The sequence below is a fragment of the Kitasatospora sp. NPDC036993 genome, assembly GCF_055607525.1.
The window spans coordinates 270,926-283,638 of record NZ_JBVJRP010000004.1 but is presented as its reverse complement, the minus strand read 5'-3'; the positions used below and the strand labels follow the sequence as shown (position 1 = coordinate 283,638).

The window sequence follows — 12,713 nt, the reverse complement described above, 5'->3', positions numbered from 1 at the left end:
ATGGTTTCGAAGAAGAGCGCGGCCGTCCTGGCCGCCGCCGCGGGTGCCGCGGTGCTGCTCGGCGCCGGTTCGGCGCAGGCCGCCACCGCGGCGGGCGAGGCCCCGGCCGGTCCGGCCACGCTGACCAAGACCGACCTCGGCCAGGCGCTGGGCGGGACGACCACCGGCCTCGGCTACGGCATCGCGCCGATCAAGAGCCTGCGGCTGGACCCGTGGGCGAACTCCTCGGCCGACTTCCTCAACAACGGCGCGGCCCTCCAGCCCGACCAGGGCCTGCCCGCGGTCGGCACCGGGACGCTGACCGGCCCGCTGAGCGCCGGCGGCGGCGCCAAGGACCTCCCGCTGGTCGGCGGGCTGACCGGCCTCCTGCCGGGCTGAGCCCCCGGGGGCCCGGGGCCCACGAGAGCCCGGGCGCACGAGGGCCCGGTACCCCGCCACGCGGCCGGGGTGCCGGGCCCTCGTGCCGGGACAGGCCTCAGAGGCGGGTGAGGTCGGTCAGGCCGGACTGCCCCACCACGGTGGTGGTGGTCGTGGTGGCGGTGTCGGCCAGGGCGCCGGCGGTGTCGGTGAGGGAGAGCCGGCTGTCCTCGTCGCCGAGGCTGGCCTTGGCCCCGGGGATCACCTGCACCGCCCCGGAGACCAGGCGCGGGTCGATCTCGTCCACCTTCAGCCGGCCGTCGGCGAGCTGGCCGGCGCCGTCCTGGGCGAGCGCGAGCGGCTTGCCGAGGGTGAGCCCGGGGGTCTTGGCGTGCAGCGGCGCGGCCGGGGCGTCCAGCAGCACCTTGCCGAGGTCGGCGCTCTGGTCGACCAGCGGGAGCGGGAGGTCGGCCTTGGCGCTCGGGCCGACCTTGCCGGTGGTCAGCTGGGGAAGGATCTGCTCGGGGAGCAGCGCTCCGTCGGTGCTGGTGGTCCGGGCGGGCACCGGGGGCATGACCAGCGAGGTCGGGATGCCGGCCGTGAGCCGGCTGCCCAGCGGGGCGAGCGGGACGTCCGCCGGGACCTGCTGGGTGGCCAGCGCGTCCTCCAGGACGCCGACCTGGTCGAGTCCGACCGGGGCGGCGGAGGCCGCTCCCGGGGAGGCGAGCACGCCGGCGCCTACCGCCAGCAGCATCGCGCCGGCCCGCTTGGAGAACTTCATGCTATTCACCGTTCTGCTGTCCGAACTGGGGATCACTGGGGAAGGGCTGCGGGGGCCGCAGCCGGAAAGCGATCTGCTCAACGAGTGACCGGGAGTGTGGATTGCGGCGATTAACCGGTTCGGGTTAATAATCCGACCGGAAACGATCCGCCGCCGTGTCTCCGGGACTCTTTTCAAGAATCCCCGTAACCTTCCGTGCCGTCGTTCTTTGATCTGGACGTCAGTGACTGCAGACCGGGTCTGAGCGTTCTCAGCGTTGTACGCACGGAATCCAAAGAGCATTTCAGAGAGGGATCTCGCCATGATCCAGAAGTCCTTCGCCGCCGCCGGCCTGGCCGTCGCCGCGCTGGCCGGTGCCGCCGGGCCCGCGTCCGCCATCGGTGACGCGGACGGCGCCGCCGCCTCGATCGAGGGCAACGGCGGCACCAACTTCACCGGCACGGTCGGGAACAACAGCCCGAACTTCCACTTCCTGGACAACCCGAACATCTGCCTGCCGGAGATCCACAACATCGCCGTCGGCGTGCTCGGCGTGGCCGTCCCGGTCGAGGTCCCGGTCGCCAACACCGGTGGCAGGCAGTACTGCACCATCGGCCAGGGCACCCAGAGCCAGGGCGACGGCGGCGTGTCCCACCTGATCGGCTGACGGCTCCCCGCTCTGCTCTCCCTGCACCACCCCTCTGATCCACCCCCGAATCGCTCCCCAGATTCACCCCCGAGAGGAAAACCGGAAATGATCAAGAAGTCCTTCGCCGCGGCCGGCCTGGCCGTCGCCGCCCTCGCGATGTCCGCGGGCTCGGCGTCCGCCATCGTCGACGCGGACGGCGCCGCCACCTCCGTCCAGGGCAACGGTGGCACCAACCACACCGGCACCACCGGCAACGGCAGCCCGAACAGCCACGTTCTGGACAACCCGAACATCTGCCTGCCGGAGATCCACAACATCGCCGTCGCCGTCATCGGTGTCGCGGTGCCGGTCGAGGTGCCGATCCTGAACAGCACCCCGAAGCAGATCTGCGACGTGGGCCAGAACACCCAGTCCTCGGGCGACGCGGGTGTCTCGCACCTGATCGGCTGATCACGGGGCACGGCACGGACGGAGGGCCCGGGGAGGAACACCTCCCCGGGCCCTCCGGGCTTCGCGGACGAAAGTGTCCGGCCGGTCGCGCCGCGGCGCGGTCCGGACGGGTGAGCGGCGATCCGGTCCGGCGCGTGGGGCGCCGGTCCCGGCCGCCGGATGTGATCACGTGTCAGAGCGCCCGCGGGGGCGCTCCCAGAGAGAGGGCAGTTCCATGAAGAGCAAGCTGGCCAAGGCCGCACTGACCGCCGCTGCCGCCCTGGCGCTCGCGGGTGCCGCCACCCCGGCCTTCGCCCACGTCGGTGTGGCCGGCGGCGGCGAGTTCGTCGCCTCGGCCGACCAGCCGTTCCTGGCCGGCGAGGGCTTCGGCATCGCCCACGCCGGGGACACCGCCGCCGGCGGCTTCGGCGGCGGCGCCGCGACCTCCACCGACCTGATCGGCGGCGGCGTGGGCTTCGCGCACGCCGGCGACGTGGGCATCTAGCGGGAACCCGGAAGGCCGGGCCGCTCCCGTGAGGGGAACGGCCCGGCCTTCCGTCGTGCGGTGCGTCCGCTACTTGAGCATCGCGGCGGCTTCGAGGGCCCAGTAGGTGAGGACCTGCTCGGCGCCCGCGCGGCGGATCGAGGTGAGCGTCTCCATGATCATCCGCTCCCGGTCGATCCAGCCGTTCGCGGCGGCCGCCTCGACCATCGCGTACTCGCCGGACACCTGGTACGCGGCGACCGGCACCGGGGAGGCGTCGGCGACCTGGCGCAGCACGTCCAGGTAGGCCATGGCGGGCTTGACCATCACCATGTCCGCGCCCTCGGCGAGGTCCTGCGCCAGCTCGCGCAGCGACTCCCGGGCGTTGGCCGGGTCCTGCTGGTAGGTCTTGCGGTCGCCCTTGAGCGAGGAGCCGACCGCCTCGCGGAACGGGCCGTAGAAGGCCGAGGCGTACTTGGCGGTGTAGGCGAGGATGCCCACGTCCTGGTGCCCGGCCTCGTCCAGCGCCCGCCGGATCACGGCGATCTGGCCGTCCATCATGCCGGACGGGCCGACCAGGTGGACGCCGGCGTCGGCCTGCACCCTGGCCATCTCGGCGTAGCGCTCCAGGGTGGCGTCGTTGTCGACGCTGCCGTCGGCGGCCAGCACGCCGCAGTGGCCGTGGTCGGTGTACTCGTCCAGGCAGAGGTCCGACATGACCACCAGGGAGTCGCCGACCTCGGAGACCACGTCCCGGATCGCCTGCTGGAGGATGCCGTCCGGGTTGGTGCCCTCGCTGCCGGTCGCGTCCTGCACCTCGGGGACGCCGAACAGCATCAGGCCGCCCAGGCCCGCCTCGGCCGCCTCGACCGCGGCCTTGCTCAGGGTGTCCCTGGAGTGCTGGACGACGCCGGGCATCGAGCTCACCGGGACGGGCTCGCTGACGCCCTCACGGACGAACAGCGGCAGGATCAGCTCCGCCGGGTGCAGCCGGGTCTCGGCCACCAGGCGGCGCATCGCCGGGCTCTGACGCAGCCGGCGGGGGCGTACGTACGGGAATTCAGCGGACACGGCTTCTCTCTCCGAACGGTTGTGCAGCACCGGGGGCGACGGTCGGCCGCCCCCGGCCGTGAGGGGTGTCAGCGGGCCTTGCGGCGCGAACCCGGACGACGCTCGCTGGGCCGGTAGACCGGCTCACCGGCGGCCGTCGCGGTGTCGCGGCGCTTGGCCCCGAAGTCTGCCAGCGCCTGGGCCAGCGCGGCCGCCGACGGCGCCGGGGCCATCACGTCGACCCGCAGGCCGTGCTCCTCGGCGGTCTTGGCGGTGGCCGGGCCGATGCAGGCGATGACCGTGACGTTGTGCGGCTTGCCCGCGATGCCGACCAGGTTCCTGACGGTCGAGGACGAGGTGAACAGCACCGCGTCGAAGCCGCCGCCCTTGATCGCCTCGCGGGTCTCGGCCGGCGGCGGCGAGGCGCGCACCGTCCGGTACGCCGTCACGTCGTCGACCTCCCAGCCGAGCTCGACCAGGCCGGCCACCAGGGTCTCGGTGGCGATGTCGGCGCGCGGCAGCAGCACCCGGTCGATCGGGTCGAAGACCGGGTCGTACGGCGGCCAGTCCTCCAGCAGACCGGCCGCGGACTGCTCGCCGGAGGGCACCAGGTCCGGCTTCACGCCGAAGTCCACCAGGGCCTGCGCGGTGGTCTCGCCGACCGCCGCGACCTTGATCCCGGCGAACGCCCGGGCGTCCAGGCCGTACTCCTCGAACTTCTCCCGGACGGCGCGCACCGCGTTCACCGAGGTGAACGCGATCCACTCGTACCGGCCGGTGACCAGGCCCTTGATGGCCCGCTCCATCTGCTGCGGGGTGCGCGGCGGCTCGACCGCGATGGTCGGCACCTCCTGCGGCACCGCGCCGTACGAGCGCAGCTGCTCGGACAGGCCGGTGGCCTGCTCCTTGGTGCGCGGCACGAGGACGTTCCAGCCGAACAGCGGCTTGGTCTCGAACCACGAGTGCGAGGCGCGGTGGGCGACCTGCTCGCCCACCACGGCTATCACCGAGGTGGCCGGATCGACCGGGGCGGAGACCGGCGAGGGCAGCACCCGGGCGGCCTTCAGGTCGGCCGCGATGCCGGACAGGGTCGAGGTGAAGGTCCGCTGCCGGGTGGTGGTGCCGGAGAGCGTGGCGCTCAGCGCCGAGTCCGGCTTGCGGCCGCCCGCGACCAGGGCGCCCGCGGTGGCGGGCAGCCGGCCCAGGGTGGTGCGGACCACCAGGGTGGTCTCCGCCCCGCCCAGGTCCACCGGGCTGCCGGCCAGCAGCGCCGCGCCGTCCACGAAGCGCACGTCGGTGCCGGCCCCGGCGCGCAGCGGGACGCCCGCGTACGCCGGGACGCCGACCGACTGGGCGACGCCGGGGATCACCTCGAACGGGATCCCGTCGCCGGCGCAGCTGAGCATCTCCTCGGCGGCGCAGCCGTCCAGGCCGGGGTCGCCGTCGACGGTGCGGACCACGTGCCTGCCGGAGCGGACCGCCTCGGCGACCAGCTTGGCCAGGTCGAAGTCGGTGCCCTCGGCGGCGGGGGCGTGCACCTGCACACCGGCCGGACAGTGGCTGCGCACGGCGGCGGCGGTCAGCGGGTCGGCGACCAGCACGTCGGCGGTGGACAGCACCTCGACCGCGCGCAGGGTCAGCAGCCCCGGGTCCCCGGGGCCCGCGCCCAGGAAGGTGCACCGTCCGGTGGCGGGCTGTCCCGCCGGGAACAGGGCGTCGGTGGCGGTGGTGGGGCTCATCGGGCTCGCTCCCCCATCAGGGCGGCCGCGCCCGCGGCGAGCAGCCGGTCGGCCAGCGCGCGGCCGAGGGCCACCGCCTGCCGCTCGGCGGTCTCGTCGAGGACGATCGGACCGTTGGCGGACATCTTCAGCAGCGCGGAGCCGTCGGGGTCGCCGACCACGCCGTCCAGCCGCAGTTCGTTCTCCCGGCCCCAGGTGGCCAGCGCGGCCACCGGCGCCGAGCAGCCGGCCTCCAGGGTGGCCAGCAGGGCGCGCTCGGCGGCCACGGCGACCCGGGTGGGGGCGTGGTCCAGGGCCGCGAGCACGGCGGTCAGGTCAGTGGCGGCGGAGGGGCACTCGATCGCGAGCGCGCCCTGGCCGGGGGCCGGGATCATCACCTCGGTGCCGAGGTGCTGGGATATCTCGGCGCTGCGGCCGAGCCGGTTCAGGCCGGCCGTGGCCAGCACCACCGCGTCCAGCTCGCCGCTGGTCACGAAGCCGATCCTGGTGTCCACGTTGCCGCGGATCGCGACGGTCTCCAGCTGGGCGCCGCGGGCGGTGGCCCAGGCGTTCAGCTGCGCCATCCGGCGGGGCGAGCCGGTGCCGATCCGGGCCGGGCGGCCGGCTCCGGCCAGCTTCTCCACCAGCTCGTCCAGGGTCAGGCCCTCGGCCGCGACCAGGGCGTCCCTGACGTCCTCGCGCTCCGGGACGGCGGCCAGCGCCAGGCCCTCGGGGGCGGCGGTGGGCAGGTCCTTGAGCGAGTGCACGGCGAAGTCGATCCGGCCCTCCAGCAGCGCGTCGCGCAGCGCGGAGACGAACACACCGGTGCCGCCGATCTGCGCCAGCGACTCCCGCGAGGTGTCGCCGTAGGTGGTGATCTCGACCAGCTCGACGGGGCGCCCGGTGACCCTGGTCACCTCGCGGGCCACCATGCCCGACTGCGCCATGGCGAGGGCGCTGCGCCGGGTGCCGAGCCGCAGGGCCGTGGTGGCCGCGGGCTGCTCCGTGATCGGTTGACCATTCATGAGGTGATCGTCCCGGTGGTACTCGTGGGATGGCTGACGGTTCATCTGACGCCCCCGGCCGAGGGCTGGGGCGCGCCGCCTACGGGCGTGCCCGACACGGCGTGCACGGCCGCCGGGTCGAGGTCGAACAGCTCGCGCAGCGCCTCCGCGTAGGAGGCGCCGCCGGGCTCGGCGGCCAGCTGCTTCACCCGGACGGTCGGGGCGTGCAGCAGCTTGTCGACGACACGGCGGACGGTCTGGGTGATCTCCGCGCGGGAGCGCTCGTCCAGGTCGGGCAGCCGGGAGTCCAGCCGGCCGAGCTCGGCGGCGACCACGCCGGAGGCCATCGAGCGCAGCGCGACCACGGTCGGCGCGATCCGGGCGGCCCGCTGGGCGGCGCCGAAGGCGGTCACCTCGTCGGAGACGATCCGGGTGACCTCGTCGACGTCGCCGACGCCGGGGCTGGCGGCGTGCGCGTGGGAGAGGCTCTCCAGGTCGACCAGCAGGGCGTCGGCCAGCTCGTGCACGGCGTGGTCGACGTCGCGCGGCATGGCCAGGTCGAGCAGGGCGAGCGGCTGCGCGCAGGTGCGGGCGGCGACGGCGGCGGCCACGTCCTCGGCCTTGATCACCACGCCGGACGCGCCGGTGCAGGAGATCACCAGGTCGACGTCGGCCAGCGCCTCCGGCACCTTGGCGAGGTCCAGGGTGCGGGCCACGTCCGGGCCGAGGATCTCGACCAGCCGCTCGGCGCGGGCCGGGGTCCGGTTGGCGATCAGCAGGTCGGTCACGCCGGAGCGGACCAGGGTGGCGGCGGCCAGCGAGCTCATCGATCCCGCGCCGACGACCAGCGCGCGCTTGCCGGCGATCTCGCCCGCGCCCGCCGCGACCTGCTCCAGGCCGAAGGTGACCAGCGACTGGCCGGCCTTGTCGATGCCGGTCTCGCTGTGGGCCCGCTTGCCGACCCGCAGCGCCTGCTGGAACAGCTCGTTCAGGCCGCGCCCCGCGGTGTGCTCCTCCTGGGCCTTGGCCAGGGCGTCGCGCAGCTGGCCGAGGATCTGGCCCTCGCCGACGACCATCGAGTCCAGGCCGCAGGCCACCGAGAAGAGGTGGTGGACGGCGCGGTCCTCGTAGTGGACGTACAGGTGGGAGGTCAGCTCCTCCAGGTCCACCCCGCTGTGGTGGGCCAGCAGCAGCGACAGCTCGGCGACGCCGGCGTGGAACTTGTCCACGTCGGCGTACAGCTCGATCCGGTTGCAGGTGTTCAGCAGCGCGGCCTCGGCGACGGTCGTGGTGGCGGCCGCGTCGTGCAGCAGCCGGGTCGGCACCTCACCGGTCAGCGCGGCGCGCTCCAGCACCCCGACCGGGGCCGTGCGATGGCTCAGCCCTACGACGAGAAGGCTCATGCCCGCCCCCCACAGCTCTCGGTGTTCATGCGGGCATCACCGCGGAGAGATCCCCGTCGCCGCCCGTGGCGGTCTTTCCCTTGGCCGGTTCGCCCTGGTCCTTGGCCGCCGACTCGACGGTGCCCCGGCCCTTGCCGGTGCCGCCCGCGGCGCGGCGCAGCTTGGCGGCGGCCGCCCGGACCGGACCGGGGGCGCGGTCCAGCACCGACTCGGCGCGGTCGTCCGGCTCCTCGCCGGCCTTGCGCTGCTCGTGGAAGGCGAGGATCTGCAGCTCGATGGAGAGGTCCACCTTGCGCACGTCCACGCCGTCCGGGACGGTCAGCACGGTCGGGGCGAAGTTCAGGATGCTGGTGACGCCGGCCTCCACCAGCCGGTCGCACACCTGCTGGGCGGCGCCGGGCGGGGTGGTGATCACACCGATGGAGACGTGCTGGCTCTCGACGATCGACTCCAGCTCGTCCATGTGGCGCACCGGCAGTCCGGCCGCGGTGGAACCGACCACGTTGGGGTCGGCGTCCAACAGGGCGGCGACCCGGAAACCGCGGGAGGCGAAGCCGCCGTAGTTGGCGAGCGCGTGGCCGAGGTTCCCGATGCCGACGATGACGACCGGCCAGTCCTGGGTCAGGCCGAGCTCGCGGGAGATCTGGTAGACGAGATACTCGACGTCGTAGCCGACGCCGCGGGTGCCGTAGGAGCCGAGGTAGGAGAAGTCCTTGCGCAGCTTGGCCGAGTTCACGCCGGCCGCGGCGGCCAGCTCCTCGGAGGAGACCGTCGGCACCGAGCGCTCGGAGAGCGCGGTGAGTGCCCGCAGATAGAGGGGCAGGCGGGCGACCGTCGCCTCCGGGATGCCCCGGGCACGCGAGGGTCGGCGCGCGGCGCCCTGGTCGGGCGTCTGCGAACTGCTCTGTGGTGATCGGCCGATTGCCACGGTGCTCCTGTGGGTGAAGCTGGGCTTTGGCAGCCAGGCTATGCGTTTGTGAACGTGTGCACAAAGATGGTGTCCGTTTTGTCCCCGCACAGTGATGCGCATCACGCCGTCGAACCCATAGCACCGGCCTGGGTCAGCACCACCTCCGGGGCTTGGCAGCCGGGCAGCCAGGGACCGTACGGCGCCTCCCTGCGGAGCAGCGGGACTCCGGTGCCCGCCGGGCGGGAACGGGCCCGGCCGAGCCGGGGCCAGGGCACCCCGGCGGCCTCGCGCAGCGGGCCGGTCCAGTCGTCCGGCGGGCAGGACGGGGCGTCCAGACAGTGCCGCAGCAGCTCGGCGGTCACCCGGGCGTCGCCCAGCGCGGTGTGCGCCGGGTACCAGCCGAGGCCCGCCGCCTCCGCGCAGGCCGCCAGGCCGTGACCGCGGGCCGCCGGCAGGTGGGCGCGGGCCAGCCGCATCGTGCACAGCAGCGGGACGGACGGCAGCGGGACCCCGATCCTGGCGAACTCGCGATCCAGGAACGCGTGGTCACAGCTGACGTGATGACCGACCAGCACCCGGCCCGCCAGCAGCTCCAGCAGCCGCGGGGCGATCTCGCGGAAGCGCGGGGCGCCCTCGACGTCGCGCTGGCGTATCCGGTGCACATGGGTCGGGCCGACCGGGCCCAGCGGGTCCAGCAGGGTGGCGAACTCCCCCTCGGGGCGGAGCCGCTCGTCGAGCAGCACCACCGCGACCTCGACCATCCGGTGCCGCCACGGACTGCGGCCGGTCGCCTCCACGTCCACCACCGCGAAGCCCCGGGCTCCGGGCGTCCCAGGGGTAGGGCCGGGAAGCATGGCGCACTCCTCGTGTGCTCAGCCCCCCATGGGCGCAAACGCGTTCGATCGTAAGCCGACCAACCCGTCCCGCCCCATGCCGGAACGGGGTGTCTTCGGCAACGATTCGGCGAACCGCCCCCGCCGATCGGCGGGGGGGTCGGTACACGGACGAACGCCCGCCCGGGCCCGGCCCGGCCCCCGCTCAGCCGCCGAGGGCGGTCCGCAGACGGCGCTCGTCGACCCGCCAGAAGTCGTGCTGGCGGCCGTCGATCAGGGTGACCGGGATCTGTTCCCAGTAGCGGCGGTACAGCTCCTCGTCCTGGGTGATGTCCTTCTCCTCGAAGGACGCCCCCAGCTCGCCCGCCACCCGGACGATCACCTCGCGGGCCTCGTCGCACAGGTGACAGCCGGGCTTGCCGACCAGGGTCACGGTCCGGTCCGCGGGCTTGGGGCTCTTACGTCGCAGCAGTGGGCTCACCGCCCCATTCTGCGCCACCCCGCCGCCCGCCCCCGGAGGGCCCGGCCCCTGTCCCGACCTGCGCTTCGGCTCTCGGCGGGGCCGGTGGAGCTGTTCACCTCGCGGGCACGGCTCCGTCACGGCCACCGCGCACCCGGCTGGCTATCCTCGATGACATGGCCGTGCTCAGAAGGCTCACCCAGGCAAGGCGTTCCAGCAGCGAGCGGAGCGCCCTGGCCGGCGAAGCCGCGGCCGAGGCGGCCGAGGCCGCGCTGCGCGCCGAGCCCGCGCCCGGCACCGCGGGACCGGGCTCCGCCGCGCCGGACGCGCCGGACGGGGCCAGGACGGGGAAGACCTCCAAGGCCCCGGACGGGGACCACACCCCCGACCCGGACGACCCCCGCGCCGCCGCCTTCTTCGACTGCGACAACACCATCCTGCGCGGCGCCGCGGTCTTCTACCTCGGAGTCGGCCTCTACCGCCGCGGCTTCCTCACCCGCCGCGACATCGCCCGCTTCGCCTGGCAGCAGACCTGGTTCCGGCTGCACGGCACCGAGGACCCGGACCACATCTCGGACGCCAAGCAGTCCGCCCTCGGCATCGTGGCGGGCAAGCGCACCGCCGACCTGGAGGCGATCTGCGAGGAGATCTTCGAGGACGTCGTGGCGGACAAGATCTGGCCCGGCACCCGCGCCCTGGTCCAGATGCACCTGGACGCCGGCCAGCGGGTCTGGCTGGTCACCGCCGCCCCGCTGGAGGTGGCCAGGATCATCGCCAGGCGGCTCGGCATGACCGGCGCGCTCGGCACCGTCGCCGAGGCCAGGGACGGCTGCTACACCGGCCGGCTGGTCGGCGACCTGCTGCACGGACCGGCCAAGGCCGCCGCCGTCCGCGCGCTGGCCCGGCGCGAACGCCTCGACCTCGACCGCTGCGCCGCCTACAGCGACTCGGCCAACGACATCCCGATGCTCTCGCTGGTCGGCCACCCGTACGTGGTGAACCCGGACGGCGCGCTGCGCCGCCACGCCCGGGCCCAGGGCTGGCGGGTGCGGGACTTCAGGACCGGACGCAAGGCGGCCCGGGTGGGGCTGCCGGCGGCGGCCGCGCTGGGGGTGCTGGCCGGCGCGGCGGCGGCCGGGGTGGCGCTGAACCGGCGGCGGCACCACGCCTGAGCGTCCCGCGCCGGAGCCTGCCCGCGGCCCGTGCGGAGACGTTCCGAGACGTTCGGGGCCCGTTCGGAGGCGTTCGGAGGCCGCCCCGGCGGGCTCGCCCCGGAGGGTGAGCGGGCGTCAACAAGGCCTCTGACCTGGCCCCTCGTACGGGCGAACTCCCTTTCGCCGCAGGACAGTCGGACCACCTGCACGAACCTGTCGCCGAGTGACTGGTTCTGATCGTTCGCCAGACCTGGAAAGTCGGGGGTTGCCGGGCCCCGAGGCTGGGAAACCGCCCCTCAGGCCGCCGAATTGGTCACCCAGGGCACCCGTTCGATCACGTTGAGCCGGATGAACGCCGACAGCACCGGTCAGTGTCAGCCGAATATGCACAACAAATGGATCCCAAACGACCACTTCGACCACACGGTGTAGCTGTCATTGCACAAAGCGTTATTCTCTCCTGGATGCACGTCACCACGCGTCCCGCTCGAACGGACGCTTCGGGGAGTGCTCTCCGCGCAGGCGGAGGTGATCCGTCCACAGTTCTGCCTCTGGGAGTCCCGTGTACCCACCCGTCCGGAACGACGCGCCTGCACCCTCCCGCCCGTCGTCCGTGCCCCTGCGCCCCCGCACCGGCCTCCGCGGCCGGCCCACCGCCGAGCGGCAGATCTCCACCGGCCTGGACCTGCTGCGCAGCCTGCTCCGCAGCCAGTTCGCCGACCCGCCCCGACTCGCGCTCGCCGGAGGAACGTTCGGCCACCCGCAGGGCCCCGGCACGGCACTGCGCACCACCGCAGCCGGCTCGACCGGCACCGGCTCGCGCGGCCGCTCGGGCAGCACCGGCGTCGGCCGGGGCCGCGCCAGGACCGCGCCCAGCCCCGGCTACGAGACCGAGCACAACCCGATCATGGAGCTGGTCGAGCGGGCCCAGGCCGGCGAGAGCGAGGCCTTCGGCCGGCTCTACGACCACTACGCGGACACCGTCTACCGCTACATCTACTACCGGGTCGGCAGCCGGGCCACCGCCGAGGACCTCACCAGCGAGACGTTCCTGCGCGCCCTGCGCCGGATCGGCACCTTCACCTGGCAGGGCCGGGACTTCGGCGCCTGGCTGGTCACCATCGCCCGCAACCTGGTCGCCGACCACTTCAAGTCCAGCCGCTTCCGGCTGGAGGTCACCACCGGCGAGATGCTCGACTCCAACGAGTGCGAGCGCAGCCCGGAGGAGTCGGTGCTGGAGTCGCTCTCCAACGCCGCCCTGCTGGACGCGGTGCGCCGGCTCAACCCGCAGCAGCAGGAGTGCGTCACCCTGCGCTTCCTGCAAGGGCTTTCGGTGGCCGAGACGGCCCGGATCATGGGCAAGAACGAGGGCGCCATCAAGACCCTCCAGTACCGCGCCGTACGCACCCTGGCCCGGCTGCTCCCGCCCGACGCGCGATGAGCGGGACCGTCGACGGCCCGTCCGCCATACGGCCCGGCGGGCCGTCACCGTCCACGCCGGG

Annotated in this window: 14 protein-coding genes; 6 read left to right on the top strand and 8 right to left on the bottom strand. The window is 73.9% G+C overall.

The features are described from left to right. Positions 1–378: a hypothetical protein gene (locus ACZ7C5_RS10370; protein ID WP_401080101.1), complete on the top strand. Its 378-nt coding sequence runs from the start codon at positions 1–3 to the stop codon at positions 376–378. A gap of 97 nt (positions 379–475) precedes the next feature. Here ACZ7C5_RS10370 and ACZ7C5_RS10365 read toward each other — a convergent pair whose 3' ends face one another. After that, positions 476–1,138, bottom strand: coding sequence for a hypothetical protein (locus ACZ7C5_RS10365; RefSeq protein WP_401080103.1), 663 nt, complete (start codon positions 1,136–1,138; stop codon positions 476–478). Between the two features lie 301 nt (positions 1,139–1,439). On the opposite strand from ACZ7C5_RS10365, the gene ACZ7C5_RS10360 reads away from it, so the two are divergent. From ACZ7C5_RS10360 to ACZ7C5_RS10350, 3 genes are all read left to right on the top strand, one after another. Further along, positions 1,440–1,784 (top strand): rodlet layer protein, encoded by a 345-nt coding sequence (locus ACZ7C5_RS10360; RefSeq protein WP_401080105.1) that lies wholly within the window; start codon positions 1,440–1,442, stop codon positions 1,782–1,784. An 87-nt stretch (positions 1,785–1,871) separates the two neighbouring features. Next, on the top strand, positions 1,872–2,216 hold the full coding sequence (locus tag ACZ7C5_RS10355) for a rodlet layer protein (protein WP_401080107.1): 345 nt from the start codon (positions 1,872–1,874) through the stop codon (positions 2,214–2,216). A gap of 214 nt (positions 2,217–2,430) precedes the next feature. Next, the gene (locus ACZ7C5_RS10350; protein ID WP_401080109.1) at positions 2,431–2,700 is read left to right on the top strand and encodes a hypothetical protein; all 270 of its coding nucleotides are present in this window, start codon (positions 2,431–2,433) and stop codon (positions 2,698–2,700) included. Between the two features lie 69 nt (positions 2,701–2,769). On the opposite strand, the gene hemB is transcribed toward ACZ7C5_RS10350, so the two are convergent. From hemB to ACZ7C5_RS10315, 7 genes are all read right to left on the bottom strand, one after another. After that, positions 2,770–3,750, bottom strand: a complete 981-nt coding sequence (hemB, locus tag ACZ7C5_RS10345; protein ID WP_470322410.1) for a porphobilinogen synthase — start codon at positions 3,748–3,750, stop codon at positions 2,770–2,772. Between the two features lie 68 nt (positions 3,751–3,818). Next, positions 3,819–5,468, bottom strand: coding sequence for a bifunctional uroporphyrinogen-III C-methyltransferase/uroporphyrinogen-III synthase (locus tag ACZ7C5_RS10340; RefSeq protein ID WP_401080113.1), 1,650 nt, complete (start codon positions 5,466–5,468; stop codon positions 3,819–3,821). Next, the gene (gene hemC, locus ACZ7C5_RS10335; protein WP_401080115.1) at positions 5,465–6,472 is read right to left on the bottom strand and encodes a hydroxymethylbilane synthase; all 1,008 of its coding nucleotides are present in this window, start codon (positions 6,470–6,472) and stop codon (positions 5,465–5,467) included. The genes ACZ7C5_RS10340 and hemC overlap by 4 nt, the downstream gene beginning before the upstream one ends. Positions 6,473–6,513: 41 nt before the next feature. Next, entirely contained in the window at positions 6,514–7,854 is a 1,341-nt protein-coding gene (locus tag ACZ7C5_RS10330) for a glutamyl-tRNA reductase (protein ID WP_401080117.1), read from the bottom strand. Positions 7,855–7,879: 25 nt separating this feature from the next. After that, positions 7,880–8,776, bottom strand: a complete 897-nt coding sequence (locus tag ACZ7C5_RS10325; protein ID WP_401081313.1) for a redox-sensing transcriptional repressor Rex — start codon at positions 8,774–8,776, stop codon at positions 7,880–7,882. Between the two features lie 107 nt (positions 8,777–8,883). Next, positions 8,884–9,618 (bottom strand): 3'-5' exonuclease, encoded by a 735-nt coding sequence (locus ACZ7C5_RS10320; protein WP_401080119.1) that lies wholly within the window; start codon positions 9,616–9,618, stop codon positions 8,884–8,886. A gap of 184 nt (positions 9,619–9,802) precedes the next feature. Continuing rightward, the gene (locus tag ACZ7C5_RS10315) at positions 9,803–10,078 is read right to left on the bottom strand and encodes a glutaredoxin family protein (protein WP_401080121.1); all 276 of its coding nucleotides are present in this window, start codon (positions 10,076–10,078) and stop codon (positions 9,803–9,805) included. 155 nt (positions 10,079–10,233) lie between these two features. Between ACZ7C5_RS10315 and ACZ7C5_RS10310 the strand changes: the two genes are divergently transcribed. Together ACZ7C5_RS10310 and ACZ7C5_RS10305 are read left to right on the top strand one after the other, a co-directional pair. After that, positions 10,234–11,229, top strand: a complete 996-nt coding sequence (locus ACZ7C5_RS10310) for an HAD family hydrolase (RefSeq protein WP_401080123.1) — start codon at positions 10,234–10,236, stop codon at positions 11,227–11,229. Between the two features lie 601 nt (positions 11,230–11,830). Beyond that, a complete protein-coding gene (locus ACZ7C5_RS10305) occupies positions 11,831–12,652 on the top strand; it encodes an ECF subfamily RNA polymerase sigma factor, BldN family (protein WP_401081316.1) in 822 nt (273 codons plus the stop codon). Positions 12,653–12,713 lie beyond the last annotated feature (61 nt).

Excerpts from the sequence above, each read along its gene's own strand:
- ACZ7C5_RS10370 (WP_401080101.1), top strand. The coding sequence starts at position 1 with ATGGTTTCGAAGAAGAGCGCGGCCGTCCTGGCCGCCGCCGCGGGTGCC.
- ACZ7C5_RS10365 (WP_401080103.1), bottom strand. The coding sequence starts at position 1,138 with ATGAAGTTCTCCAAGCGGGCCGGCGCGATGCTGCTGGCGGTAGGCGCC.
- ACZ7C5_RS10360 (WP_401080105.1), top strand. The coding sequence starts at position 1,440 with ATGATCCAGAAGTCCTTCGCCGCCGCCGGCCTGGCCGTCGCCGCGCTG.
- ACZ7C5_RS10355 (WP_401080107.1), top strand. The coding sequence starts at position 1,872 with ATGATCAAGAAGTCCTTCGCCGCGGCCGGCCTGGCCGTCGCCGCCCTC.
- ACZ7C5_RS10350 (WP_401080109.1), top strand. The coding sequence starts at position 2,431 with ATGAAGAGCAAGCTGGCCAAGGCCGCACTGACCGCCGCTGCCGCCCTG.
- ACZ7C5_RS10340 (WP_401080113.1), bottom strand. The coding sequence starts at position 5,468 with ATGAGCCCCACCACCGCCACCGACGCCCTGTTCCCGGCGGGACAGCCC.
- hemC (WP_401080115.1), bottom strand. The coding sequence starts at position 6,472 with ATGAATGGTCAACCGATCACGGAGCAGCCCGCGGCCACCACGGCCCTG.
- ACZ7C5_RS10330 (WP_401080117.1), bottom strand. The coding sequence starts at position 7,854 with ATGAGCCTTCTCGTCGTAGGGCTGAGCCATCGCACGGCCCCGGTCGGG.
- ACZ7C5_RS10320 (WP_401080119.1), bottom strand. The coding sequence starts at position 9,618 with ATGCTTCCCGGCCCTACCCCTGGGACGCCCGGAGCCCGGGGCTTCGCG.
- ACZ7C5_RS10310 (WP_401080123.1), top strand. The coding sequence starts at position 10,234 with ATGGCCGTGCTCAGAAGGCTCACCCAGGCAAGGCGTTCCAGCAGCGAG.